The 24,948-nt window shown below is 64.1% G+C and carries 22 protein-coding genes and 4 tRNA genes; 22 read left to right on the forward strand and 4 right to left on the reverse strand.

Annotated elements, in window-relative coordinates:
- Positions 1–38 precede the first annotated feature (38 nt).
- From OO306_RS07340 to OO306_RS07410, 15 genes are all read left to right on the forward strand, one after another.
- Positions 39–2,759, forward strand: coding sequence for a FimV/HubP family polar landmark protein (locus OO306_RS07340; protein WP_265968209.1), 2,721 nt, complete (start codon positions 39–41; stop codon positions 2,757–2,759).
- A 110-nt stretch (positions 2,760–2,869) separates the two neighbouring features.
- On the forward strand, positions 2,870–3,727 hold the full coding sequence (truA, locus tag OO306_RS07345) for a tRNA pseudouridine(38-40) synthase TruA (RefSeq protein ID WP_027596725.1): 858 nt from the start codon (positions 2,870–2,872) through the stop codon (positions 3,725–3,727).
- Positions 3,728–3,786: 59 nt separating this feature from the next.
- Positions 3,787–4,407 carry a phosphoribosylanthranilate isomerase gene (locus tag OO306_RS07350; protein WP_099430089.1) on the forward strand — a complete coding sequence of 207 codons (621 nt, stop codon included), beginning with the start codon at positions 3,787–3,789 and terminating at the stop codon, positions 4,405–4,407.
- Positions 4,408–4,625: 218 nt separating this feature from the next.
- Positions 4,626–5,519, forward strand: coding sequence for an acetyl-CoA carboxylase, carboxyltransferase subunit beta (gene accD, locus OO306_RS07355; RefSeq protein ID WP_027596723.1), 894 nt, complete (start codon positions 4,626–4,628; stop codon positions 5,517–5,519).
- The gene (folC, locus tag OO306_RS07360) at positions 5,519–6,805 is read left to right on the forward strand and encodes a bifunctional tetrahydrofolate synthase/dihydrofolate synthase (protein ID WP_265968210.1); all 1,287 of its coding nucleotides are present in this window, start codon (positions 5,519–5,521) and stop codon (positions 6,803–6,805) included. The genes accD and folC overlap by 1 nt, the downstream gene beginning before the upstream one ends.
- Positions 6,806–6,809: 4 nt before the next feature.
- Entirely contained in the window at positions 6,810–7,469 is a 660-nt protein-coding gene (locus OO306_RS07365; RefSeq protein WP_265968211.1) for an SPOR domain-containing protein, read from the forward strand.
- A gap of 226 nt (positions 7,470–7,695) precedes the next feature.
- The gene (locus OO306_RS07370; protein ID WP_012313468.1) at positions 7,696–8,253 is read left to right on the forward strand and encodes a CvpA family protein; all 558 of its coding nucleotides are present in this window, start codon (positions 7,696–7,698) and stop codon (positions 8,251–8,253) included.
- 42 nt (positions 8,254–8,295) lie between these two features.
- Positions 8,296–9,801: an amidophosphoribosyltransferase gene (purF, locus tag OO306_RS07375; RefSeq protein WP_027596720.1), complete on the forward strand. Its 1,506-nt coding sequence runs from the start codon at positions 8,296–8,298 to the stop codon at positions 9,799–9,801.
- Positions 9,802–9,816: 15 nt separating this feature from the next.
- On the forward strand, positions 9,817–11,028 hold the full coding sequence (locus tag OO306_RS07380) for an O-succinylhomoserine sulfhydrylase (protein WP_099430085.1): 1,212 nt from the start codon (positions 9,817–9,819) through the stop codon (positions 11,026–11,028).
- A complete protein-coding gene (locus OO306_RS07385; RefSeq protein ID WP_027596718.1) occupies positions 11,025–11,798 on the forward strand; it encodes an SDR family oxidoreductase in 774 nt (257 codons plus the stop codon). Before OO306_RS07380 ends, OO306_RS07385 begins: the two co-directional genes overlap by 4 nt.
- Before the next feature lie 323 nt (positions 11,799–12,121).
- Positions 12,122–12,197, forward strand: a tRNA-Val gene (locus OO306_RS07390).
- A gap of 92 nt (positions 12,198–12,289) precedes the next feature.
- Positions 12,290–12,366 (forward strand) — tRNA-Asp (locus OO306_RS07395).
- 101 nt (positions 12,367–12,467) lie between these two features.
- Positions 12,468–12,544, forward strand: a tRNA-Asp gene (locus tag OO306_RS07400).
- A gap of 140 nt (positions 12,545–12,684) precedes the next feature.
- Positions 12,685–12,761: transfer RNA gene (locus OO306_RS07405), tRNA-Asp, on the forward strand.
- Positions 12,762–12,950: 189 nt separating this feature from the next.
- The gene (locus tag OO306_RS07410; protein ID WP_085273674.1) at positions 12,951–13,799 is read left to right on the forward strand and encodes a DUF2242 domain-containing protein; all 849 of its coding nucleotides are present in this window, start codon (positions 12,951–12,953) and stop codon (positions 13,797–13,799) included.
- Positions 13,800–14,029: 230 nt separating this feature from the next.
- Here OO306_RS07410 and OO306_RS07415 read toward each other — a convergent pair whose 3' ends face one another.
- Both OO306_RS07415 and OO306_RS07420 read right to left on the reverse strand, forming a co-directional pair.
- Positions 14,030–15,070, reverse strand: coding sequence for an AraC family transcriptional regulator (locus OO306_RS07415; protein ID WP_265968212.1), 1,041 nt, complete (start codon positions 15,068–15,070; stop codon positions 14,030–14,032).
- A 4-nt stretch (positions 15,071–15,074) separates the two neighbouring features.
- Complete coding sequence (locus OO306_RS07420) at positions 15,075–16,193, reverse strand: nitrilase-related carbon-nitrogen hydrolase (protein WP_265968213.1); 1,119 nt, start codon at positions 16,191–16,193, stop codon at positions 15,075–15,077.
- A 190-nt stretch (positions 16,194–16,383) separates the two neighbouring features.
- On the opposite strand from OO306_RS07420, the gene OO306_RS07425 reads away from it, so the two are divergent.
- Both OO306_RS07425 and OO306_RS07430 read left to right on the forward strand, forming a co-directional pair.
- Complete coding sequence (locus tag OO306_RS07425; protein ID WP_265968214.1) at positions 16,384–18,420, forward strand: NADPH-dependent 2,4-dienoyl-CoA reductase; 2,037 nt, start codon at positions 16,384–16,386, stop codon at positions 18,418–18,420.
- 78 nt (positions 18,421–18,498) lie between these two features.
- A complete protein-coding gene (locus OO306_RS07430) occupies positions 18,499–19,392 on the forward strand; it encodes a 1-aminocyclopropane-1-carboxylate deaminase/D-cysteine desulfhydrase (RefSeq protein ID WP_265968225.1) in 894 nt (297 codons plus the stop codon).
- Here the strand turns inward: OO306_RS07430 and cybB are convergent.
- Positions 19,383–19,928: a cytochrome b561 gene (gene cybB / locus OO306_RS07435; protein WP_265968215.1), complete on the reverse strand. Its 546-nt coding sequence runs from the start codon at positions 19,926–19,928 to the stop codon at positions 19,383–19,385. The genes OO306_RS07430 and cybB overlap by 10 nt on opposite strands.
- A gap of 137 nt (positions 19,929–20,065) precedes the next feature.
- On the reverse strand, positions 20,066–21,001 hold the full coding sequence (locus OO306_RS07440) for a DUF1853 family protein (protein ID WP_265968216.1): 936 nt from the start codon (positions 20,999–21,001) through the stop codon (positions 20,066–20,068).
- Positions 21,002–21,089: 88 nt separating this feature from the next.
- On the opposite strand from OO306_RS07440, the gene OO306_RS07445 reads away from it, so the two are divergent.
- Genes OO306_RS07445 through OO306_RS07465 form a run of 5 tightly spaced genes read left to right on the forward strand, consistent with a single transcriptional unit; the run spans position 21,090 to position 24,936 of the window.
- Entirely contained in the window at positions 21,090–21,980 is an 891-nt protein-coding gene (locus OO306_RS07445) for an NAD(+) kinase (RefSeq protein ID WP_027596710.1), read from the forward strand.
- On the forward strand, positions 21,980–22,951 hold the full coding sequence (locus tag OO306_RS07450; RefSeq protein WP_027596709.1) for a metallophosphoesterase: 972 nt from the start codon (positions 21,980–21,982) through the stop codon (positions 22,949–22,951). Before OO306_RS07445 ends, OO306_RS07450 begins: the two co-directional genes overlap by 1 nt.
- Positions 22,948–23,835 (forward strand): rhomboid family intramembrane serine protease, encoded by an 888-nt coding sequence (locus OO306_RS07455; RefSeq protein WP_265968217.1) that lies wholly within the window; start codon positions 22,948–22,950, stop codon positions 23,833–23,835. Before OO306_RS07450 ends, OO306_RS07455 begins: the two co-directional genes overlap by 4 nt.
- 13 nt (positions 23,836–23,848) lie before the next feature.
- Positions 23,849–24,109: a YeaC family protein gene (locus tag OO306_RS07460; RefSeq protein WP_051099822.1), complete on the forward strand. Its 261-nt coding sequence runs from the start codon at positions 23,849–23,851 to the stop codon at positions 24,107–24,109.
- A complete protein-coding gene (locus OO306_RS07465) occupies positions 24,106–24,936 on the forward strand; it encodes a DUF2797 domain-containing protein (RefSeq protein WP_085273671.1) in 831 nt (276 codons plus the stop codon). Before OO306_RS07460 ends, OO306_RS07465 begins: the two co-directional genes overlap by 4 nt.
- Positions 24,937–24,948: the final 12 nt, after the last annotated feature.

A 24,948-nucleotide genomic window follows, 5' to 3' on the forward strand; every position in this document is an offset into this window, starting at 1 on the left:
ATGCAGGTTTCGGGACGATTCATACAAGGGAAGAGGTCATGCTTCGAATTCGCAAACTGGTCCTGGCCATGGCTGCTGCCTCGGCGCTGTCGTCGGGCATGGCCAATGCGTTGGGCTTGGGGGAGCTGACCCTCAAGTCGGCACAGAATCAGCCGCTGGACGCCGAGATCGAATTGCTCGACGTGCGCGACCTCACTGCCGCCGAAGTGGCGCCCAGCCTGGCGCCGCCGGAAGAGTTCAGCAAGGCGGGGGTAACCTTTGCGACTTACCTCGAAGACCTGACATTCACGCCGGTGATCAACCCCAACGGCAAGAGCGTGCTGCGCGTCACCTCCAGCCAGCCGCTGCCGGGCTCTGTGGTCAAGTTTCTGGTGCAGGTGATGTGGCCGCAGGGGCGTCTGCTGCGTGACTACAGCGTCCTGCTCGACCAGGCCAAGGCCCAGGGCAAACAGCCTGCGCCAGGCAATGTCGCACCCGCAGTGACGGGCGCCAGCAACTACACCACCCAGCGCCGCGACACCTTGTGGCAGATTGCTGCGCGCAACAGCCAGGGCGGCTCGATTCAGCAGACCATGATCGCGATCCAGGCGCTGAACCCGGACGCCTTCATTGGCAACAACATCAACCAATTGAAGGTGGGCCAGGTACTGCGCCTGCCCGACCAGCAACAAATCCAGGCCATTGCTCAGGGTGAGGCGGTTCGCGACGTGGCCGAGCAGTATGCGGCCTGGCGTGAAGGCCGGCGCCTGGGGCCGCGTGCCCGTCAGCTCGACGCCACCCGCCGCGGTGCCGCCGAGGCCGCGCCAGAGCGCATTGCCCAGGGTGACAACCTGCGCCTGGTCAGCCCCGGCAACCAGGCAGGCGCTGCGCCGGCCAAAGGGCTGAACGACAAACTGGCCGTGGCCCAGGAAAGCCTCGATACCAGCCGTCGTGACAACGATGAGCTCAAGAGCCGCATGGCGGACCTGCAGAGCCAACTAGACAAACTGCAGCGTCTGATCGCGCTGAAAAACGACCAGTTGGCCCGGCTTGAAGCCCAGGGCGCAGCAGGTCCGGCGCCAGTCGCCGCTGCTCTGCCAGGCGAGCCTGCGCCGGCCAATCCGGCAGCTAATGCCGAGCCGGACGTAAAACCTGCACCGGCGGCCGTCGATACCGCGCCGGCCAGTGTGCCTGACGCCCAGCCGCGCGCTGACGGCGTGCTCGGCAACCCGTTGCTGCTGTGGCTGATTGCAGGGTCTGCGTTCCTCGTGCTGTTGTTGCTGCTGGTGCTGTTGATGCGCAAGCGCAAGGCCCAGGAAGAAGCCGAGAAACACCTGCGCATGGCGCGGGCCTTGGCTGAGGAAGAGCAGGGTGCGGGCCTGGATATCGATGCCGACAGCTTTGAAGGCCTGGAGGTTTCGGCGCCGAGCGTAACGCTGTCGCCAGCGGTGGTCGCGGCGTCTGCTGCTGCCGCCACTGCTGCAGAAAAGCCCGCGGTCGCGCTCGCCGAGCCAGCGCCGCAGCCAGACACGACGGCCGCCCTGTTGGCGGAAGTCGAGCAAAGCCTGCAAAGCGGCCGCCTGAATCATGCCGCCGAGCTGCTAGAAACGGCCCTTGCCGCTGAGCCTGAGCGTGACGTACTGCGCCTGAAACTGATGGAAGTGTATGCCCGTCAGGGTGATCACAGTGCGTTCGTCGAGCAGGAGCGTGTGCTGCCAGCGACTGAGCAGAATGTTGCTCAGGTCGACGAACTCAAAGGCCGTTTCCCAGCCATGCTGGGGCTGGCCGCCGCCGGTTTGGGTGCGGCAGCGTTGGCTGCCGAGATGGATGAGCAGTACGTGCAGGGCCTGCTGCAGGATCAGCTTGAGGCGCCGGTGGTTGAAGACATCGTGCCCGAGGCCGAGCCAGAGGTGCTGGCGGAGCCCGATTTTGTCGCAGAGCAAGCGCTGGACGACATCGTCGAGCCTGAGGCCGAGGCCATCAGCGAGGTTCCGTCGCTTGATGAGTCGGACCTGGACAGCGACTTCGACCTGAGCCTGGGTGAAGACCTGCCCGAGGAAGACCCGTTGGCAGCGCCGCTGCTGGACGAGCCAGTGCTGGACGAAGTTGTGCTGGATGAACCTGTATTGGACGAAGTGCAGGTAGAGGAACAGCCCGCTGCCGTGGAGGCTGAGCTGCAAGCTGACGCTGAAACAGACGCTGAAACAGACGTTGCCGCCGATGCCGATGCTGATTTCGAAGCGATGCTGGCGCAGGCCGAGCCGCAGCCCGTTGCCGATCTGGATGACTTCGACCTCGACGTCAGCGAGCCCGTGGCCCCGGCTGTCGCCGAAGAGGCGCCGGTAGACGTTGCCGCCGAGCTGGCAGCCTTCGACAACGTGCCAGAGTTTGACCCGATCACCGAACTGGACCTGCCGTCGGACTTCGATCTTTCGCTGTCGCTGGAGGATGACTCGCCCGCTGCCAAGAGCTTTGCTTCGGAGCTGGATGACGTCAACGCCGAGCTGGACAAGCTGTCCCAGAACCTCGAGTCGCCTTCGCTGGAACCGCACTTCACCGCTGAAGACGCCGTTGAGCAGCCAGAGCCCGAGCCACTGGACGACTTGGACTTCGACTTCTTCTCTGGCAGTGATGAAGTCGCCACCAAACTCGACCTGGCGCGCGCCTACATCGACATGGGCGACCACCAGGGCGCCCGTGACATCCTCGATGAAGTCGTCAAGGACGGCGACGGGACGCAGCGTCAGGAAGCCGAGGACCTGTTGTCTCGGTTGGTCTGAGCCCGGTTCTGAGGCTTCGCGGCTAAACAGATGTAACCACCCCCAACGGCAGCCCAACAGGGCTGCCGTTGTCGTTATAATCCCGCCATTGCGTAATCACCACAGGTTTCATGCTTTTGGACATCATCGACACCGCCGCCGAATCCGCGGCTGAAGGCTACTCCCGCATCGCCCTGGGCGTGGAATACAAGGGCTCGCGCTACCGCGGCTGGCAGCGCCAGGCCAGCGGCGTGCCCAGCGTCCAGCAAGCCCTCGAGCAGGCGTTGTCGAAAGTGGCGAACGAGCCGATTTCCGTGATCTGCGCCGGGCGCACCGATGCCGGGGTTCACGGTTGCGGGCAAATCGTGCACTTCGACACGCGCGCCATCCGCGATGAACGCGCCTGGACCCTGGGCACCAATTTCAACCTGCCCCACGACATCAGCGTGGTCTGGTCGCGCCCGATGCCGGCGGACTTCCATGCCCGCTTCAAGGCCACCGCCCGGCGTTACCGCTACGTCATCTACAACGACCCGATTCGCCCCGCGCACCTGGCCGAGGAGGTGACCTGGAACCACCGCCCGCTGGACGTCGAACGCATGGCCGAAGCCGCCGAATTCCTGCTCGGTACCCACGACTTCAGCGCCTTCCGCGCCAGCCAGTGCCAGGCCAAGTCGCCGATCAAGCACATTCATCACCTGCGCGTCACCCGCCATGGCCAGATGATCGTGCTGGACGTGCGCGCCACGGCGTTCCTGCACCACATGGTGCGCAACATCGCCGGTGTGTTGATGACCATCGGCGCGGGTGAGCGGCCCGCCACCTGGGCGCGGGAAGTACTGGAAGGGCGCAACCGCCGCGAGGGTGGGGTGACGGCACACCCGTACGGTTTGTACCTGGTGCAAGTGGAATACCCCGAAGCCTTCCAACTGCCCCAGCGTTACATCGGCCCACACTTTTTGACCGGCTACGAGGCATTGGCAGACTGACGGGCCAAAAGCCTTTTGCTAACATCCGGCCTTCACCGAAACAGCAGGGTTCGCAGTCCATGAGCAACGTTCGCAGCAAGATCTGCGGGATTACCCGCATCGAAGACGCGCTGGCTGCCGCCGAGGCGGGGGCCGATGCCATCGGCTTCGTCTTCTACGCCAAGAGCCCGCGTGCCGTGGACGTGCGCCAGGCGCGCGCGATCATTGCCGAGCTACCGCCGTTCGTGACTACCGTCGGGTTGTTCGTCAACGCCTCGCGTTGCGAGCTGAACGAGATCCTCGAAGTGGTTCCCTTGGACCTGCTACAGTTCCACGGCGATGAAACCCCGCAAGACTGTGAAGGCTTCCATCGCCCCTGGATCAAGGCCCTGCGCGTGCGCCCGGGTGATGACCTGGAAGCGGCCTGCCGGCTTTATGCTGGCGCCCGCGGTATCTTGCTGGACACCTATGTACCCGGCGTGCCTGGGGGCACGGGGGAAGCCTTTGACTGGTCGCTGGTACCGGCGCGCCTGAGCAAGCCGATTATCCTGGCCGGTGGCCTGGACGCGCAGAATGTCGGCCGGGCCATTGCCCAGGTCAGGCCCTATGCGGTGGATGTCAGCGGCGGGGTGGAGCAGGCCAAGGGCATCAAGGATGCGGCAAAGATAGAAGCCTTCATGCGTGCGGTGCAACAGGCGTGACGGTGGATGTGACGGTTGGCGGCGCACCATCGTCCATAGCTATCGCAGCCCCTGCGGGGCGCCCGCCGATGCGGTGGGCGAACAACACATTAACGGTGGCGTGGCGCGCCGGAAGCCCCGGCGGCCGTGCCATCATCGTTTCATAAAAGATTTTGAGCTCAAGGGCAGGGCAGGCCGGTTACGCCGGCCCCCGCCCGCCGATACTGGAGAAAGAAAGCATGAGCAACTGGTTAGTCGACAAACTGATCCCTTCGATCATGCGTTCCGAGGTGAAGAAGAGCTCGGTGCCTGAAGGCCTGTGGCACAAGTGCCCGGCTTGCGAGGCCGTGCTGTATCGTCCGGAGCTGGAAAAGACCCTCGATGTCTGCCCTAAGTGCAACCACCACATGCGCATCGGCGCACGTGCGCGTATCGACATCTTCCTCGACGCCGAAGGCCGTGCTGAGCTGGGCGCCGAGCTGGAGCCGGTCGACCGCCTGAAATTCCGCGATGGCAAGAAGTACAAGGACCGCCTCACCGGTGCGCAGAAGCAGACCGGCGAAAAAGACGCGCTGATCTCCATGAGCGGTACCCTGATGGGCATGCCGATCGTGGTCAGCGCGTTCGAATTCTCCTTCATGGGCGGCTCCATGGGTGCCATCGTCGGTGAGCGTTTCGTTCGCGCCGCCAACTACGCCCTTGAAAACCGCTGCCCGATGGTCTGTTTCTCGGCCTCCGGTGGCGCGCGCATGCAGGAAGCGCTGATCTCGCTGATGCAGATGGCCAAGACTTCGGCTGTGCTGGCGCGCCTGCGTGAAGAAGGCATTCCGTTCATCTCCGTGCTGACCGACCCGGTCTACGGCGGCGTTTCCGCCAGCCTGGCGATGCTGGGCGACGTCATCGTCGGCGAGCCCAAGGCACTGATCGGCTTTGCCGGCCCGCGCGTGATCGAGCAGACCGTACGCGAGAAGCTGCCAGAAGGCTTCCAGCGCAGCGAGTTCCTGCTGGAGCACGGCGCCATCGACCTGATCATCTCCCGTGGCGAACTGCGCCCGCGCCTGGCCCGTCTGCTGGCCCAGATGACCGGCCAGGAAACCCCGGAGCAGGCACGTGAGGCGGCTGCGGTCGCGTGATGACACAGCGAACCCTGGGCGAATGGCTCGCCTACCTCGAGCAGTTGCACCCTTCGGCCATCGACATGGGGCTGGAGCGTTCGCAGAACGTGCTTGCCCGCCTGGCGCTGGGCAAGCTGGCACCGCGCGTGGTGACCGTCACTGGCACCAATGGCAAGGGTTCCACCTGCGCCTTCGTCGCCGCGATGCTGCGTGCCCAGGGGCTCAAGGTGGGCGTGTACAGCTCGCCACACCTGTTGCGTTACAACGAGCGGGTGCTCATCAATGGCCAAGAGGCCAGTGATGAGCGCCTGTGCGAAGCCTTCGCCGCCGTCGAGGCGGCGCGAGGCGACATTTCCCTGACCTATTTCGAGATGGGCACCCTGGCGGCGTTCTGGTTGTTCTACCAGTCCAAGCTGGATGCTGTGGTGCTCGAAGTGGGGCTCGGTGGCCGTCTGGACACCGTGAACGTGGTGGATGCCGACCTGGCGCTGGTGACCAGCATCGGTGTCGACCATGTCGATTACCTGGGTGATACCCGTGAGCTTGTCGCCTTCGAGAAGGCCGGCATTTTCCGTGCTGGCAAGCCGGCGCTGTGTGGCGACCTTGACCCGCCGCAGCCCTTGCTGGACAAGGCCCATGAGCTGGCGGCGCCGTTGTTCTTGCGTGGGCGTGACTTCGACCTGGAAAGCACAGGCGACAGCTGGCACTGGCGTGGGAAAACGGCGGAGGGTGGCCTGGTAGCGTTGCGCGATCTGCCGCTGCTAGACCTGCCCATGGAAAACGCCACCCTGGCCCTGCAGGCCTACCTGTTGATGGGCCTGCCCTGGGATGCCGGTCAACTGCGCCAGGCGCTGCTCGATACCCGTATCACCGGTCGCCTCGATCGCCGTGAGGTGCGCTGGCAGGGCAAGCGTGTGGAGCTGTTGCTGGATGTCGGGCATAACCCGCATGCTGCGGCGTACCTGGCACGGCGCCTGGCGGCAAGTCCGGTCAAGGGGCGCCGCCTGGCAGTGTTCGGCCTGCTGGCCGACAAGGACCTGCCGGGCGTTGTCGAGCCTTTGCAGGCACTGGTCGACGACTGGGCGGTCGCACCGCTGGACACGCCGCGCAGCCGTCCGGCCGCAGAACTGGCTGACGCCTTGACGAACCTCGGCGCCGCGGTGAAGTCTTATGCCAGCGTCGACGCGGCCCTCGAAGGGCAATGCGCGCAGGCGACGGCGGATGATCAGGTCCTGCTGTTCGGTTCGTTTTTCTGTGTCGCCCAGGCCCTGGAGTGGTTGGCGCGGCAGGCCCCGGAGGGTTGAGTAGATGGCAGTGCTGGATAAAGGGATGAAACAGCGCATGGTGGGTGCGTTGGTGCTGGTGGCGCTGGCGGTGATCTTCCTGCCGATGCTGTTCACCCGCGAGGACGAGATGCGCCAGGTGCGTGTCGAGGCCCCGCAGGCGCCGGCCATGCCGAGCCTGCCAGAGGTGCAAGTGGAGCCGGTCGCCGTGCCGGAGCCGCAGGTGCTTGCGCAGGAGACGCAGCAGCCACCGGTGGTGGTTGACGAGTCTACCGCGCCAGCCAGCACGCCTAGCCAGCCGATTACGCCATCCCCGCAGACGCAAACGCAGGCCCAGGCTGCCAAGCCGCCAGCGCCCAAGGTTGAAGCCAAACCGGCCGCCACGCCTGCGCCTGCCGTTGCCGCCGCCAAGCCCGCAGCGCCGTCGAAGATCGACGTGAATGGGTTGCCGGTCAGTTGGTCTATCCAGCTGGCCAGCCTGTCCAATCGTGCCGGGGCAGAAAGCCTGCAGCAGACGTTGCGAAGCCAGGGCTACAACGCCTACATCCGCTCGGCGGGTGGTATGAACCGGGTGTACGTCGGGCCACTGATTGAGCGCGCCGAGGCCGAGCGCGTACGTGATGCAATCAACCGCAAGCACAGCCTCAAAGGCTTTGTGGTGCGCTTCCAGCCCGAGCGCGGCTGATAGCGCTGCCTCTTTGTAGGAGCGGCCTCGTGTCGCGAAAGGGCTGCGAAGCGGCCCCAGGTTCCTGGCTTAGATATAAGAATCGCAGGGGCCGCTTCGCAGCCCTTTCGCGACGCAAGGCCGCTCCTACAGGTATCGCGCAGTTGTTAATCGGCCCGACATTCCGCTTACCCCCAGCTCGCCGCTCTGGTAAAATGCGCCGCCTCAAACGTCTGCAGGCAGCACCGTGGCATTTACCTGGGTTGATTGGGCGATCATCGCGATCATCGCCGTCTCCACACTGATCAGTCTCAAGCGCGGCTTCGTCAAGGAAGCCTTGTCCTTGCTCATCTGGATCATTGCCGGTGCGGTTGCCTGGATGTTCGGTGGCTCGCTCTCGGTGTATCTTGAAAGCTACATCCAGACGCCATCGATGCGCATCATCGCAGGCTGCGCCATTCTTTTCGTCGCCACCCTGCTGGTGGGGGCCATGGTCAACTTCCTTGTCGGCGAGCTGATCCGCGTGACCGGGCTGTCGGGTACCGATCGTTTCCTCGGCATGGCCTTCGGCGCCGCGCGCGGGGCCTTGCTGGTGGTAGTGGCCATCGGGCTGCTTAGCCTGGGGCCGGTTCAACAAGACACCTGGTGGCAGGAATCACGCCTGATACCACAATTTCTCTTGGTCGCTGACTGGTCGAAAAACCTGATTCTGGGTTTCACCAGCCAGTGGATGTCCAGTGGGGTGATCAGCACACCGGCTGATCTCCCGTTCAAGGAACAGTTGCTCGGGCCGGCAAAGCCCTGAGCGCTATTCACTCAAGTTTCGTCAAAGTAGGGGTTGCGTCGCATGTGTGGCATCGTCGGTATCGTCGGTAAGTCGAACGTCAATCAGGCGCTGTATGACGCGCTTACGGTCCTCCAGCACCGCGGCCAGGACGCTGCCGGTATCGTGACCAGCCATGACGGCCGGTTATTCCTGCGCAAGGATAATGGCCTGGTGCGCGATGTCTTCCAGCAGCGCCACATGCAGCGCCTGGTCGGCCACATGGGTATCGGCCACGTGCGCTACCCAACGGCGGGCAGCTCGACTTCGGCCGAGGCCCAGCCGTTCTACGTCAACTCGCCGTACGGCATCACCCTGGCGCACAACGGCAACCTGACCAACGTCGAGCAGTTGGCCAAGGAGATCTACGAGTCCGACCTGCGCCACGTCAACACCAATTCCGACTCGGAAGTGCTGCTGAACGTGTTCGCCCACGAGCTGGCCGTACGCGGCAAGCTGCAGCCGACCGAAGAAGACGTGTTCGCTGCGGTTTCCCACGTGCACAGCCGCTGCGTGGGTGGTTATGCGGTAGTGGCCATGGTCACCGGTTATGGCATCGTCGGTTTCCGTGACCCGAACGGTATTCGCCCGGTGGTGTTCGGCCAGCGTCACACCGACGAAGGTGTGGAGTACATGATCGCCTCCGAAAGCGTCGCCCTGGACGTGCTCGGTTTCACCCTGATCCGCGACCTGGCGCCGGGCGAAGCGGTGTACATCACCGAAGAAGGCCAGCTGTACACCAAGCAGTGTGCACAAAACCCGAAACTGCAGCCGTGCATCTTCGAACACGTCTACCTGGCCCGTCCGGACTCGATCATGGATGGCGTCTCGGTGTACAAGGCGCGCCTGCGCATGGGCGAAAAGCTGGCCGAGAAAATCCAGCGTGAACGCCCTGAGCACAACATCGACGTGGTCATCCCAATCCCGGACACCAGCCGCACTGCGGCGCTGGAGCTGGCCAACCACCTCGGCGTCAAGTTCCGCGAAGGCTTCGTCAAGAACCGCTACATCGGCCGTACCTTCATCATGCCCGGCCAGGCCGCGCGCAAGAAATCGGTACGCCAGAAGCTCAACGCCATCGAGCTGGAATTCCGCGGCAAGAACGTGATGCTGGTGGACGACTCGATCGTGCGCGGCACCACCTGCAAGCAGATCATCCAGATGGCCCGCGAAGCCGGCGCCAAGAACGTCTACTTCTGCTCCGCAGCCCCTGCGGTGCGCTACCCCAACGTCTACGGCATCGACATGCCGAGCGCTCACGAACTGATCGCCCACAACCGCACCACCGAACAGGTGGCCGAGTTGATCGGCGCCGACTGGCTGATTTACCAGGACCTGCCGGACCTGATCGAATCGGTCGGTGGCGGCAAGATCAAGATCGAGCATTTCGATTGCGCGGTGTTCAATGGTGAATACGTCACTGGCGACATCGACGCAGCCTACCTTGATCGTATCGAGCAGGCCCGTAACGACCTGGCGAAGGTGAAGACCCAGGCGGTCAGCGCGATCATCGACCTCTACAACAACTGATTAGGGAGCGACGGCATGACGGATCAATGGGATGCCGGACGACTGGACAGTGACCTCGAGGGTGTCGGCTTCGACACCCTGGCGGTGCGCGCCGGGCAAAACCGTACACCGGAGGCCGAGCACAGCGAAGCGCTGTTCCTGACCTCCAGCTATGTTTTCCGTACGGCCGCCGATGCGGCTGCACGCTTTGCTGGCGAAACGCCGGGTAACGTCTACTCGCGCTACACCAACCCGACTGTGCGTGCCTTCGAGGAACGCCTGGCGGCCATGGAGGGCGCCGAGCAGGCAGTGGCGACGTCCACCGGTATGGCGGCGATCCTCGCCGTGGTCATGTCGCTGTGCAGCGCCGGTGACCATGTGCTGGTGTCGCAGAGCGTATTTGGCTCGACCATCAGCCTGTTCGAGAAATACTTCAAGCGCTTCGGCGTCGAGGTGGACTATGTGCCGCTGGTCGACCTGTCGGGTTGGGAAAAGGCCATCAAGGCCAATACCAAGCTGCTGATCGTCGAGTCGCCGTCCAACCCGCTGGCCGAGCTGGTCGATATCACTGCCCTCAGCGAGGTCGCCCACGCGCGTGGCGCCATGTTGGTGGTGGACAACTGCTTCAGCACCCCGGCACTGCAGCAGCCGCTCAAGCTGGGTGCCGACATCGTGTTCCACTCGGCAACCAAGTTCATCGATGGCCAAGGCCGTTGCATGGGCGGTGTGGTGGCTGGGCGCAGTGAGCAGATGAAAGAAGTGGTGGGCTTCCTGCGCACCGCAGGCCCGACCCTCAGCCCGTTCAATGCGTGGATCTTCACCAAGGGCCTGGAAACGCTCAAGCTGCGCATGCGTGCGCACTGCGAGAGCGCTCAGCACCTGGCTGAGTGGCTGGAGCAGCAGGACGGCATCGAGAAGGTGCATTACGCCGGCCTGCCTAGCCACCCGCAGCACGAACTGGCCAAGCGCCAGATGAGCGGCTTTGGTGCGGTGGTCAGCTTCGAGGTCAAGGGCGGCAAAGAGGGCGCCTGGCGCTTCATCGATGCCACGCGGGTCATCTCGATCACCACCAACCTGGGTGACAGCAAGACCACCATCGCGCACCCTGCCACCACCTCCCACGGCCGCTTGTCGCCGCAGGAGCGTGAGGCAGCGGGTATCCGCGACAGCCTGGTCCGCGTTGCCGTGGGCCTTGAAGATGTGGCCGACCTGCAGGCAGACCTCGCGCGTGGGTTGGCGGCACTGTGATTGAAATCAGCGGCAGTAAGCCAGGCCATAACGGCCGGGTAGCCTTGGTGACCGGTGCCGCTCGCGGCATCGGCCTGGGGATTGCCGCCTGGTTGATCTGCGAAGGCTGGCAGGTGGTGCTCAGCGACCTTGACCGCCCACGCGGGGCCAAGGTGGCCAAGGCGTTGGGTGACAACGCCTGGTTCATCACCATGGACGTTGCCGACGAGGCGCAGGTCAGTGCCGGGGTGTCCGAGGTACTGGGGCAGTTCGGTCGGCTCGACGCGCTGGTGTGCAATGCGGCGATCGCCAACCCGCACAACCAGACGCTGGAAAGCCTTAGCCTGGCGCAATGGAACCGCGTGCTGGCGGTCAACCTCAATGGCCCGATGCTGCTGGCCAAGCATTGCGCACCTTACCTGCGTGCGCATAACGGGGCGATCGTCAACCTGACCTCGACCCGGGCACGGCAGTCCGAACCGGACACCGAAGCCTATGCGGCAAGCAAGGGCGGCCTGGTTGCGTTGACCCATGCCCTGGCCATGAGCCTGGGCCCGGAGATCCGCGTCAATGCGGTGAGCCCGGGCTGGATCGATGCACGAGACCCTTCCCAGCGCCGTGCCGAACCGTTGACCGATGCCGACCATGCCCAGCACCCGACGGGCAGGGTAGGGACGGTGGAAGACGTGGCGGCCATGGTGGCCTGGCTGTTGTCGCGCCAAGCGGCTTTCGTCACCGGCCAGGAGTTCGTGGTCGATGGCGGCATGACCCGCAAGATGATCTACACCTGAGCTGTCAGATGTTAAGAAGGGGACCGAAAGGTCCCCTTCTTGTTTCCAGCGATTAATCATCGCGCGACCACTTGGGGTAGGGGCAGCCTTGTGCTGCGAAGAGGGCAGTGAGCTCATGCTGAATCATGGGTGCATTCACTGGCCTCTTCGCAGCACAAGGCTGCTCCTACAGTGAAGGCGGGATCGATCCATTGTCCTCGCACTGGCAAACCTCTTTTTTTTGCCCTTTTTGAAAAAAAATTCAATGGGGGTATTGACTTAGCATCGGTACCTGCGTAAATTTCGCGGCCTCAGCGAAGCAAACGCAACAAGCAACATCGCGGGGGTGATTAGCTCAGCCGGGAGAGCATCTGCCTTACAAGCAGAGGGTCGGCGGTTCGATCCCGTCATCACCCACCACTTCCTGAGCGTTCCTGGTGCAGGAAGCTTCGAAAGAAGCAGATAGCCAGAGAGGAACAAGGCCTGATAAGCCACGACGTAAGTCACTATGCGCAGCGGTAGTTCAGTCGGTTAGAATACCGGCCTGTCACGCCGGGGGTCGCGGGTTCGAGTCCCGTCCGCTGCGCCACTTTTTAGTAACAGATGGGTGCCTTGCACCGGTCTGAGACCGAAAGGCAAATATGCCTGAGGTCGATCCCAGTTTCAATCGGGCGCAAGCCTGAACGATACGCAGCGGTAGTTCAGTCGGTTAGAATACCGGCCTGTCACGCCGGGGGTCGCGGGTTCGAGTCCCGTCCGCTGCGCCATCTTCGCTTCGAAGCCCCTTGAACGCTTCGAAGCAACAAAAAGAGCGATCAACGTGTCGCTTTTTTTGTGCCTGACTTCACTGTGCCCTTGGCCAGTAAGCAGGCAACAGGTTTTAACTGGGCGCAAGCCCAAGCGATACGCAGCGGTAGTTCAGTCGGTTAGAATACCGGCCTGTCACGCCGGGGGTCGCGGGTTCGAGTCCCGTCCGCTGCGCCATCTTCGCCTCGAGGCCCCTTGAACGCCTCGAAGCAACGTGAAAAGCGACCTTAGGGTCGCTTTTTTCGTTTTAACGCCCCGCCAGTCCACATTTACACGAAGCTGACAGACTCTTCACGGATGAACGGTTTCAGTGCCCGTGCGCAGTGATGCACAATAGGCACCTTCTCGACTTACCCGGAATTCGCAATGACCAGATCATCCGTCTTTGGTGCGCTCGGGCTGGCCCTGGTGCTGGCGGGCGTGACCGGTTGTTCCTCGAAAAAAGCCGCCATCTACGAGCACGAGAACTTCGATGACTCGGGCACCTTCTCGCGCAGCTTCCCGGTGACCGATGCCGGCTCCTGCGAGGCCGCTCGCCGCGCCTTGCTCAGCCAGGGTTACATCATTACCAGCAGCGGCGCCAACCAGGTGACCGGCAACAAGAGCTTTCAGCAGAACAGCGAAAACCACCTGCAGATCAGCTTCAACGTTACCTGCGCACCCGACGTGAGCGACGAGCAGCGCTCGACCATGTTCGCCAACGCCCTGCAGGACCGCTACAGCCTGAAGAAATCCAACACTTCCGCCAGCCTTGGCGTGGGCGTGCTGGGTTCGGTGTCCATGCCGATAGGCTCCAGTGATGACTCGATGGTCAAGGTCGCCAGTGAGACGGTGACGGCGGCGCAGTTCTACGACCGTTACTTCGCACTGGTAGAGAGCTATCTGCCGAAGCCGAAAAAGGCCAGCAAGGCTAAGGCCAAAGTCGAGCCTGAGGCGCCCGCACCCAAGGTTGAAAAGCCAGCCGTAGACCTGGGGCTGCCGGAGCAGGCGGCTGCAGCGCCTGTGGCCGCTCCCGTAACGCCTGCGGCTGAAGCCACACCAGCGGCTGAAAGCACGCCTGCACCTGCCGCCGTTGCCCCCGCCAGCGAAGTGCCAGCGGCGCCAGTGGCGAATGACAGCCAGGGGTCGCAGCCAGTAGCGCCGCCCGCCGAACCTGCGCCTATTCAGGTGCAGCAGGAGGCACAGCCTGCAGAGCCCGCACCCGCGGCGCTTTGACACATTCCCTGTTACAGACAGGCGGCGATAACGCCGTCGATACCTGCTACGTTTACTTCTCATGAGCTTGTCATCATTCCTTCACCCAACCTGCTTAGGTTGAAGGCGACATCTACGAAGACAAATGAGAAAAGAGGACGCAGGGCAATGGATGAATATCAGGAAGAGCTGCTCGAGTTCCAGGCATACGAACTGGCCCCCCCGGAACCCGCCGACGACGCCACCGAGCTTTAGCCGGCCTGCCGCTGACTGCGGCGAAACTCCCCCGGCGTGAGGCCGGTCCAGCGCTTGAATGCGCGCTGGAAAGCCTCTGCCGAAGCAAACCCCAACAGATAAGCGATTTCGCCGAAAGCCAGCTCCGTGTCACGGATGTAGGTTTCGGCCAGGTCGCGCCGTGTCTCGTTCAACACGTCGCGAAAACGCGTCCCTTCTTCGGCCAGCTTGCGCCGCAATGTCCAGGTCGGCAGTTGCAGGCTCAGTGCCACTTCGTCCAGGTCCGGTTCGCGGCCGCCATTGAGCAGCGGGCCGAGCAGGTGCGTGATGCGTTCACCGAGGCTGCGCACCCGCGTGCGCTGCTGCAACTCCGCTTCGCAAAGCTGAAGCAGGTGCTGCCAAGTGCTCGGGCAGTGCTGCGGGTTGGCCATCTGCAGGGTGGCGCGGCTAAGGCGCAGTTGATTACCGTCGGCGCCGAACTGCACTGGGGTGCTGCACAGCGCCTGGTACTGGGCGACATAGGGCGGCGCGGTAAATTCAATTTCAAGCCGTTCGGCCTGCAGCGCAGTCCCCGCCAGGTCGCCCAGTTGCGCCAGCCAGCCGGCGAGCAGGGAGTCGACCACGAAGCGGTTGTAGGTGTTGTAGGGGCTGATGGAGTAAAACCGCAGCCAGGCGCCTTGGGCATCTTCCTGAAAGCGCGAGTGGCCCCGGTAGTTGGCAGCGTACAGCGGCTCAAAGCGCAACAAGGTGCGCGCCGCTTCGCCCACGGTGGGCGCCTGGGCCGCGGTGATGCCCGCAAGGCCTGCATGCGCCAGGCGGCTGAGCCGGCCCATGTGCAGGCCCAGCGCCGGCTCGGCGCACAGCGCGATGGCGGCATGCCCAAGGTGCATGTAACGCGGGATCGACAGGCGGGCTCCGGCTTCGGCCAGGCGTGCCGCATCCAGGCCATAGCGTTGCAGCAGGGGCGCAGGGTCGTGGCCCAGCACGCGCAGGGCCTCGGCCAGTGGCTGGACAAACCCTACCGACAGATCACCCAGGCGCACGCGGGGGCGGGCCACGGGGTTACAACCAGAGGTTCAGCAGGCGGGCGCCATGGCTGGGGTTGCCCGCCAGCAGTTGACCCGACTGATGGGCGAAGCCCTGGCCATCGCTGGCCTGCTCCCAGAACTGCCCACGCATGAACACGCTCATGCTACTGACGTTTTCGCCAGCGGCCTGGGTCAGGCGTTGCCAGGCGTTTTGTTCGCTGACTTCGCCACGCTTGAGGGCGAGTTCGGCCGCCGCGTCCTGATGGCGATTGCCACGCCATGGCGCCTCCCAGCTGCCTTTGCCACTGAGGAATACCGGGTTGGCAATCAATTGCACGGATTGTTGTGTCAGTTGCTGGTGGTTTTCCGGGTACCAGCTGTCGCTGCCGACCAGCACGCCCAGGCGCCCGGCCGGGGTTTGCAGCACCTGCAGCGGTTGCTGGCGGCCATCATGAATGAAGCGGCGCGTTTCGCTGTCCGGGTACTGCTGACGCTGTGGCTGGCCCAGCAGCGAGCCGTCGCCGGCAAACACCACGCTGCTGTTGTACAGCGGGCCATTGCCGGCGTGCAGCACGCCTTGTTTGATATAGGGGGCCGGCAGCACGATGGAGCCGGCCACCAGGGTGACGCCAAACTCCTTGGCCAGGCCACCGAACAACTGCTGATAATCGGCGGCCATCTGCTCGGCCTTCATGCGCAGGTGGGCGTCGCTGCGCCAGTCGTCGGCGTTGGCGCGCAGCATGGCCAGGCCATAGCGCAGCGGGTTGCTCAGTTCCAGCCATTGCAAGGCCTCGCGGCTCTGCGTGACTTGGTACAGCTCGTTCTTTTCACCCCGTGCCCACAGCCAGGTACCGATGTGCTCAGGCAGCACCACCACCGTACGTGGGCCGACCAGCCCCTGTACGCGAGCCTGCTGCAAATAGGCCGAAAGCTTGCGGTGCAGGCGTTGCAGGTTCTGGTAGTCACTGGGGTAGAGCAGCGGTTCGACGCCAAGCAAATTGCCTCGCTCACCGGGCACGCCATGGTTGAGCGCCAGCTCGATGCGCAGGTCGGAAAGGTAGTGGCCTTCCGGGCGCTGCTGGGTCCAGAAGCCGTAGCCGCACAGGGCGGCAATCATCACCAGCGCCAGGGCGCTTGCCAGAAGTTTTCGCATGAAGCGGTACAGCGCCTTGGAAGTTGGAGTTGTGTAGGGTAGCCCTGCTGTACGGGAGGATCAATAAGTTGTCAGTTTCGATCATTGAGGCCGTTCAAACAGCTGTTTAATGTCAGTGGCAGATAAACGACGGGGCCCGCCAGCTGGCGAGGCACCCGCATTCCGTGATCACGCCACATGGGGACATTCCATGGCTGCCGACCGTTATCCGCACCTGCTCGCACCGCTTGACCTGGGCTTCACCACCTTGCGCAACCGCACCCTGATGGGCTCGATGCACACGGGCCTTGAAGAACGCCCCGGCGGCTTCGAGCGCATGGCGGCCTATTTTGCCGAGCGCGCCCGTGGCGGCGTCGGCCTGATGGTCACCGGCGGTATCGCTCCGAATGACGAGGGCGGCGTCTATTCCGGCGCAGCCAAGCTCAGCACCGAGGAAGAGGCCGACAAGCACCGCATCGTGACCGAGGCGGTGCATGCCGCTGGCGGCAAGATCTGCCTGCAGATCCTCCATGCCGGGCGCTATGCCTACAGCCCGCGCCAGGTCGCGCCCAGCGCGATCCAGGCGCCGATCAACCCGTTCAAGCCCAAAGAACTGGACGAAGCAGGCATCGAGAAACAGATCGTCGACTTCGTCAATTGCGCCGCGCTGGCCCAGCTGGCCGGCTATGACGGCGTCGAGATCATGGGTTCGGAAGGCTACTTCATCAACCAGTTCCTGGCCGCCCACACCAACCACCGCACCGACCGCTGGGGGGGTAGCTATGAAAACCGCATGCGCCTGGCCGTCGAGATCGTCAGCCGTGTGCGCGGCGCGGTGGGCCCGAACTTCATCATCATCTTCCGCCTGTCGATGCTCGACCTGGTCGAAGGGGGCAGCACCTGGGACGAAATCGAGCTGCTGGCCAAGGCCATCGAGCAGGCGGGGGCGACCCTGATCAATACCGGTATCGGGTGGCACGAAGCGCGTATCCCGACCATCGCCACCAAAGTGCCGCGGGCGGCGTTCAGCAAGGTCACCGCCAAGCTGCGTGGCACCGTGAGCATTCCGCTGATCACCACCAACCGCATCAACACCCCGGAAGTGGCCGAGGCGGTGCTCGCCGAAGGCGATGCCGACATGGTTTCGATGGCCCGGCCGTTCCTGGCCGACCCGGACTTCGTCAACAAGGCCGCTGCTGGGCGCGCTGACGAGATCAACACCTGCATCGGTTGCAACCAAGCCTGCCTGGACCACACCTTCGGCGGCAAGCTGACCAGTTGCCTGGTCAACCCGCGCGCCTGCCACGAGACCGAACTCAACTACCTGCCTGTGCGCAACGTGAAGCGTATTGCCGTTGTCGGTGCTGGCCCGGCCGGCCTGGCTGCCGCCACCGTGGCCGCCGAGCGGGGCCACCAGGTGACCTTGTTCGATGCCGCTGGCGAGATCGGCGGGCAGTTCAACGTGGCCAAGCGGGTGCCGGGCAAGGAAGAGTTCTTCGAGACCCTGCGCTATTTCCGTAACAAGCTGAGCAGCACTGGCGTAGACCAGCGCCTGAACACCCGCGTCGATGTACAGGCGCTGGTGGACGGCCGCTTCGACGAGGTTATCCTGGCCACCGGGATCGCGCCGCGTACGCCCGCGATACCGGGGGTCGAGCATGCCAAGGTGCTCAGCTACCTGGACGTGCTGCTCCAGCGTAAGCCAGTCGGCCAGGCTGTCGCGGTGATTGGCGCGGGTGGCATCGGTTTCGATGTGTCCGAATACCTGGTGCACCAGGGCGTGGCCAGCAGCCAGGACCGCGAGGCGTTCTGGAAAGAGTGGGGCATTGACACCCAGCTCGAGGCCCGCGGTGGTGTGGCCGGCATCAAGGCTGCGCCGCACGCGCCGGCACGCCAGGTGTATCTGCTGCAGCGCAAGCAGTCCAAGGTTGGCGACGGGTTGGGCAAGACCACCGGCTGGATCCACCGGACGGGGCTGAAGAACAAGCAGGTGCAGATGCTCAACGGCGTGGAGTACCTGGGTATCGATGATGCCGGCTTGCATATTCGGGTCGGTGGCGGTGAGCCGCAATTGCTGGCGGTGGACAACGTGGTGATCTGTGCCGGGCAGGAGCCGCTGCGAGAGCTGCAAGAAGGCTTGCTGGCCGCAGGCCAGTCGGTGCACTTGATTGGTGGCGCGGATGTGGCGGCCGAGCTGGATGCCAAGCGGGCGATCAACCAAGGCTCGCGGTTGGCTGCCGAGCTTTGAGATAGCCGGGGGCCGGGAAGCGGCCCCCGATGTTCGCTGATAAACTGAAGCCTTCGCTTCAGGCCCCGTTCCATGTCTATCGATTTTCTCGACCTGCCCCAGGCTCCTCTACACCCCTTGAACCTGCCCTGGCTACAGAGCGCCAAGGTCGAAGTCGCCATTCTGCGCCTGGACCTGATCGACCCCCTGATCAGCGGCAACAAGTGGTTCAAGCTGCGCCACCACCTCCAGCACGCTCATGAATCAGGTGCCCCTGGCCTGATCAGCCTCGGCGGCAGCCACTCCAACCACCTTCATGCCCTGGCCGCTGCCGGCAAACGCTTTGGCTTCGCCACGGCCGGCCTGCTGCGTGGCCACCCCCAGGACACGCCCACGGTGCGCGATCTGCAGGCGTTGGGCATGCACGTGCACTGGCTCGGCTATGGTGGCTACCGCGCCCGTCATGAGGCGGGTTTCTGGCAACCCTGGCAGGCACGTTACCCTGGTTGGCACTGCATTCCCGAAGGCGGCGGCGGCTTGGCCGGCGCGCAGGGTTGCGGGTTGATCGTCGCGCAGGCGCGCGCGCAACTGGCCGAGATCGGTTGGGACGATTACAGCGCCTGGTGGCTGGCCGTGGGTACCGGTACAACGTTGGCCGGCCTGGTGCTGGAAGAGGCGGGCGCGCATGACGTGCACGGCGCGCTGGCAGTGCCCCGCGATCACGGCGTGCCGGACGTTGTGAGAGATCTGGCCGGCGGCAGTGGCTATCAACTGCATGATGCCTGCCGAGGCGGTTTCGCTCGGATCGACGACGAACTGCTGGCGTTCATCGACGCTTGCGAGCGGCACACAGGCGTGCCGCTGGAAGCGCTCTACACCGGCAAGGCCCTGCTGGCGCTACGCGAGCAGGTCGAGGCCGGCCTGTTCGCGCCCGGCACCCGCCTGATCGTGCTGCATACCGGCGGCCTGCAAGGCCGGCGCGGTTATTTGTAGGGCAGCATGCGCAGCAGCGTGTTGTCGCGCTGCACGTAGTGGTGATACAGCCCGGCCAATGCATGCAGGCCGATCAGCCAGTAACCCCAGCTGCCGATGCGTTCATGCCAGCCTTTGATGAATTTGGCCTGGTCTGGGTCCGCGCCGATGAGGTGCGGCAGTTCCAGCCCGTAGAAGGGGACTGGCTTGTCGGCGGCGCTCAAGATCAGCCAGCCGGCCAGGGGCAGGCCGATCATCAGCAGGTACAGCGCCAGGTGCATCAGGTGGGCAAGGCCGGTCTGCCAGGCCGGTGGCTTGGGCAGGATGGGCGGGGTGGGGCGGCTCAGGCGCACGGCCAGGCGCAGCCAGACCAGCACGAACACGGTCAGGCCCAGCATGAAGTGCAGGTCCTTCATCAGGTTGCGCTCGGCGCTGTCCTTGGGGAACAGGCCGCGAAACTCGATGCAGGCGTATACGACGGCCAGTAGCACCAGCGTCAGCCAATGCAGGGCGATGGACAGGCGCGCGTAATGTTGTGTGGGGGTGGATGAAACCATGGAGGATCCTCGTCATCAGGTCTTGAAGTGGCGCTCTTGGTGGCGCTCAGCACTCACTGTATCCGCTTGAGGGAACCAATCTTTGCTCCAGGTCGGTGAAAATTGTGTTGCTTGTACCGGCCTCTTCGCGGGCGCAATCATCGCGTGGGCAAAAGTGGCCAGCTATCAGCCACCAAAAACACCCGCTCCACTTCATGCCAGGCACCCTCGGCTTCTTGCTCCAGCCTGACCAGCATCTGCGCCGGCGCATGCTCATCCAGCCCCTGCAGCCAGGCCCCGAACTGCAGTGCCGTCCAGCACTCATCCGCCTCGACCCGCGCCGGTGCCAACCAGGCATCGCGGGGCAAAGGCTGCCAGCGTTCGCCAGTGGCCATCGACCAATCCCGCCGCCGCAACCAGCGCCCGCGCAGGTGCAGTGGGTTGGCCCCCTCGGGCGCTTCTGCCTGCCCAGGCCAGGGGTAGAACAGGTAACCGGCCAGCCACAGATGCGCCTGCACCTGCTGCACGCCAAGCCCGGCCAAGGCCGCGCGGCTCTGTGCGCCACTGGACATCGGCAACTGATGCCCAGTCAGGTGCGCCAGTTTGATCCCCAGCCGGTCATGGCAACCTGGGCCAAGCCATTGCGTCGGGTCTCGGCCATTGCTGTGGGTCGGCCCCAGGTAAAACTTGATGGCCAACTCGAAATGCTGCACCCCCTCGTCATCCCGCAGCAGAATGTCCAGCTCACCCAACGTCTGCCCGCCTGCGCGTATCGCCAGGTTCGCTGCCAGCAACTCAAGGCCCGGCGCCTGGCCCAGGGCGAACTGCCAGAGGCATTCGTAGTACAGGCCCAGCCGCCGACTGGTCAGGCGCGCCAGCCTGTCGCGCAGCGCTTGCTCGTCGGCATCCAGGGCCAGCAGCCAGGCTTTCAGGCGTTGCGGATCATCGGCCCAGGCGCTGCCGGCCAACGGGTGGCGCTGGGGGCAGGGCGGGGCGCTCAGCAGCGGGGGCGACAGCAATGCCCAGGCCAGGTCGCGCACGGCAGGGCGGCGCAACTGGCGAGGCAAGTCGTGGAGTTCGGCGAAAGGCATCATCCAGCGAGCATAGCCGGTTTGCCGCTACCCGGTCGTTTCGCCCATAATCGGCGCATAGTCACCCGCCGCAGAGCCTCGCAGGAGCCCCATGGAGCAATTTCGCAATATCGGTATCATCGGACGCCTTGGCAGCTCGCAGGTGCTCGACACCATTCGCCGACTGAAAAAATTCCTCCTCGAGCGCCACCTGCACGTGATCCTTGAGGACACCATCGCCGAAGTCCTGCCCGGCCACGGCCTGCAGACGTCCACGCGCAAGCTGTTGGGCGAGGTCTGCGACCTGGTCATCGTCGTCGGCGGTGACGGCAGCCTGCTCGGCGCCGCCCGCGCGCTGGCCCGGCACAACATCCCGGTGCTCGGCATCAACCGCGGCAACTTGGGCTTTCTCACCGACATCCGCCCTGACGAGCTGGAAGAAAAGGTCGCCGAAGTGCTCGACGGCCACTACCTGGTGGAAAACCGCTTCCTGCTGCAGGCCGAAGTGCGCCGTCACCACGAGGCCATCGGCCAGGGCGACGCGCTCAACGACGTGGTCTTGCACCCCGGCAAGTCGACGCGGATGATCGAGTTCGAAATCTACATCGACGGCCAGTTCGTCTGCAGCCAGAAGGCCGACGGCCTGATCGTCGCCACCCCGACCGGCTCGACCGCCTACGCGTTGTCGGCCGGCGGCCCGATCATGCACCCCAAGCTCGACGCTATCGTCATCGTGCCGATGTACCCGCATACCCTGTCGGGCCGGCCGATCGTGGTGGACGGCAACAGCGAACTGAAGATTGTCGTGGCCAAGGACCTGCAGATTTACCCGCAGGTGTCCTGTGACGGCCAGAACCACTTCACCTGCGCCCCTGGCGACACCATCACGGTGAGCAAGAAGCCGCAGAAACTGCGCCTGATCCACCCGCTGGACCATAACTACTACGAAGTGTGCCGTACCAAACTCGGCTGGGGCAGCCGCCTTGGAAGCAGGGACGACTGATGCTCGATCCGGCGCGAAGTTTTGACATCATCGGTGACGTGCATGGCTGTGCGCTGACCCTTGAACGCTTGCTCGACGCCCTCGGTTACAAGCGCGTGGCCGGCGTCTGGCGTCACCCGCGGCGCCAGGCATTGTTCCTGGGCGACATCGTCGACCGTGGGCCGCGCATCCGCGAGGCATTGCACATCGTCCACGACATGGTCGAGGCCGGCCAGGCGTTCTGCATCATGGGCAACCATGAGTACAACGCCCTGGGCTGGGTCACCCCGGCGCTGCCCGGCAGCGGCAAGGCCCATGTGCGCGAACACACGCCACGCCACGCCCGGCTGATTGACGAGACCCTCACGCAGTTCGCCCACCACCCCGGCGACTGGCATGACTTCGTCAACTGGTTCTACGAACTGCCGCTGTTCGTCGACGCCGGGCGTTTCCGCCTGGTGCATGCCTGCTGGGACCCACGGCTGATCGAGCCGCTGCGCCAGCAATACCCGGATGGGCGCATCGACGAACATTTCATCCAGGCCTCGGCTGTGCCCGGCAGCTTTGCCGCCACCGTGTGCAATCGCCTGCTGCGGGGCACCGACATGCGCCTGCCGGACGGCTTGACCCTGACCGGTGGCGATGGCCTGACCCGCGCCTTCTTCCGCACCAAGTTCTGGGAAGAAGACCCGCAAACCTATGGCGACATCGTGTTCCAGCCCGATGCGCTGCCTGAAGCCGTCGCCAGCACGCCACTGAGCCATACCCAGAAGAACGCCTTGCTGCGCTATGCCGAGGACGAGCCTTTGTTGTTCGTCGGCCACTACTGGCGCAGCGGACGCCCGGCGCCGATCCGCGACAACCTGGCCTGCCTCGACTACAGCGCGGTGCTTTACGGCAAGCTGGTCGCCTATCGGCTGGATGATGAAACCCGTATCGACCCGCACAAGTTCGTCTGGGTCGACGTCGACCGCCCACAGGCCAATCAATGAACATAATCGAAGTGATGCGCCTGCCGCTGTCGGTCGACCTCAGCGGCTTCGTGCACCTGCTGCAACGCTTGCAGGTGCCACACCGGGTCAGTGAAGAAGGTGAAGTCCAGGTGCTGTGGGCCCCCGACACGCTGGCCCAGGATGTGCTGCAACTCTACCAGCGCTATCCCGACGGTAACGCCGACCTTGAGCTTGCGCAGGCCCCTGTGGAAGGGGATTCAGCCGCGAGTGCCCCCACACAACCCCCCCTCAAAGACCAGGTCAAAGCCTGCAAGGTCACCGCTGCTGTCCTGCTGCTGTGCTTCATCGTTGCCGGCATCACCGGCCTTGGCGACAACTTCTCGACCATTGGCTGGTTCACCTTCCTCGACTTCCGCGTGCAGGGCGACTACCTCTACTTCACCCCACTGGCCCAGGGCCTCGCCGAAGGCCAATGGTGGCGCCTGGTGTCGCCGATGCTGCTGCATTTCGGCGTGCTGCACCTGGCCATGAACAGCCTGTGGTACTGGGAACTGGGCAAGCGCATCGAGCTGCGCCAGGGGCCATGGCTGTTGCTGGGCCTGACCCTGTTGTTCAGCCTGGTTTCCAACCTGGCCCAGCACTACACCAGTGGCGCGAGCCTGTTCGGCGGCCTTTCTGGGGTGCTGTACGGGCTGCTCGGGCACATCTGGCTGTACCAGTGGCTGGCGCCCAACCCGCATTTCAACCTGCCCAAGGGCGTGCTGGTGATGATGCTCATCTGGCTGGTGGTGTGCCTGACCGGCGTGGTCGGCCAGCTCGGCTTCGGCCAAATCGCCAACGCCGCCCACGTCGGCGGCCTGCTCATCGGATGCCTGACAGGGCTCTTGGGTGGCGGCATGGCCCGGCGTAAACTGTCGGCTTGAATTAGGAGACGCTATGTCCACTTTCGCGCAAATGATCGAAAACATTACTCCCGAGATCTACGAGAGCCTGAAAACGGCCGTGGAAATCGGCAAATGGTCCGATGGCCGCAAGCTCACTGCCGAGCAGAAAGAGCTGTCGCTGCAGGCGGTGATCGCCTGGGAAATGAAAAACCTCCCCGAAGACCAGCGTACCGGCTACATGGGGCCGCAAGAGTGCGCCTCGAAGTCTGCGCCAATCGCTAACATTCTGTTCAAGTCGGACTCGGTACATTGATCGAACTCGCTCGTGGCTCTTTGAGCAAGATGGCGGTGCGCCTTGAAGCACCGGTCGTGCAATACAGCTTTCGCCTGGGTGAAGAGCAGGTACCGGTCAACCCGTTGATCGGCCAGCGCTTGCGCCTCGAGTACCTCGGCGCCATTCACTGCAGCCATTGCGGCAAGCGCACCAAGACCAGCTTCAGCCAGGGTTACTGCTACCCGTGCATGACCAAGCTGGCCCAGTGCGACGTGTGCATCATGGCCCCGGAACGCTGCCACTATGACGCCGGCACCTGCCGCGAACCGTCCTGGGGCGAGCAGTTCTGCATGACCGACCACGTCGTCTACCTGGCCAACTCGTCAGGGGTCAAGGTCGGCATTACCCGCGCCACCCAGTTGCCCACCCGTTGGCTCGACCAGGGTGCCAGCCAGGCGCTACCGATCATGCGCGTGGCCACCCGCCAGCAATCGGGCCTGGTCGAAGACGTGCTGCGTAGCCAGGTACCGGACCGCACCAACTGGCGCGCTCTGCTCAAGGGTGACGCCGAAGCGCTGGACCTGGTGGCCATTCGTGAACAGATCTTCGATGCCTGCGCCGACGGCCTGCGCGAGCTGCAAGGGCGCTTCGGCTTGCAGGCGATCCAGCCGCTGCCGGATGCCGAAGTGGTGCAAATGCGTTACCCGGTCGAGGCCTACCCGACGAAGATCGTCAGCTTCAACCTGGACAAGAACCCGGTAGTGGAAGGCACGCTGCTGGGCATCAAGGGCCAGTACCTGATCTTCGACACCGGCGTGATCAACATTCGCAAGTACACGGCCTACCAGTTGGCCGTGCTCCAGTAAAAAGGACCTGCA

Source organism: Pseudomonas sp. DCB_AW (assembly GCF_026240895.1).
Classification (GTDB): domain Bacteria; phylum Pseudomonadota; class Gammaproteobacteria; order Pseudomonadales; family Pseudomonadaceae; genus Aquipseudomonas; species Aquipseudomonas kermanshahensis.

Coding starts and splice junctions, on each gene's coding strand:
- OO306_RS07450 (WP_027596709.1), top strand. CDS start 21,980: ATGCTCGATCCGGCGCGAAGTTTTGACATCATCGGTGACGTGCATGGC.
- OO306_RS07380 (WP_099430085.1), top strand. CDS start 9,817: ATGACGGATCAATGGGATGCCGGACGACTGGACAGTGACCTCGAGGGT.
- OO306_RS07460 (WP_051099822.1), top strand. CDS start 23,849: ATGTCCACTTTCGCGCAAATGATCGAAAACATTACTCCCGAGATCTAC.
- OO306_RS07440 (WP_265968216.1), bottom strand. CDS start 21,001: ATGATGCCTTTCGCCGAACTCCACGACTTGCCTCGCCAGTTGCGCCGC.
- OO306_RS07425 (WP_265968214.1), top strand. CDS start 16,384: ATGGCTGCCGACCGTTATCCGCACCTGCTCGCACCGCTTGACCTGGGC.
- accD (WP_027596723.1), top strand. CDS start 4,626: ATGAGCAACTGGTTAGTCGACAAACTGATCCCTTCGATCATGCGTTCC.
- truA (WP_027596725.1), top strand. CDS start 2,870: ATGCTTTTGGACATCATCGACACCGCCGCCGAATCCGCGGCTGAAGGC.
- OO306_RS07410 (WP_085273674.1), top strand. CDS start 12,951: ATGACCAGATCATCCGTCTTTGGTGCGCTCGGGCTGGCCCTGGTGCTG.
- OO306_RS07365 (WP_265968211.1), top strand. CDS start 6,810: ATGGCAGTGCTGGATAAAGGGATGAAACAGCGCATGGTGGGTGCGTTG.
- OO306_RS07420 (WP_265968213.1), bottom strand. CDS start 16,193: ATGCGAAAACTTCTGGCAAGCGCCCTGGCGCTGGTGATGATTGCCGCC.
- OO306_RS07340 (WP_265968209.1), top strand. CDS start 39: ATGCTTCGAATTCGCAAACTGGTCCTGGCCATGGCTGCTGCCTCGGCG.
- OO306_RS07455 (WP_265968217.1), top strand. CDS start 22,948: ATGAACATAATCGAAGTGATGCGCCTGCCGCTGTCGGTCGACCTCAGC.
- OO306_RS07445 (WP_027596710.1), top strand. CDS start 21,090: ATGGAGCAATTTCGCAATATCGGTATCATCGGACGCCTTGGCAGCTCG.
- OO306_RS07350 (WP_099430089.1), top strand. CDS start 3,787: ATGAGCAACGTTCGCAGCAAGATCTGCGGGATTACCCGCATCGAAGAC.
- folC (WP_265968210.1), top strand. CDS start 5,519: ATGACACAGCGAACCCTGGGCGAATGGCTCGCCTACCTCGAGCAGTTG.
- purF (WP_027596720.1), top strand. CDS start 8,296: ATGTGTGGCATCGTCGGTATCGTCGGTAAGTCGAACGTCAATCAGGCG.
- cybB (WP_265968215.1), bottom strand. CDS start 19,928: ATGGTTTCATCCACCCCCACACAACATTACGCGCGCCTGTCCATCGCC.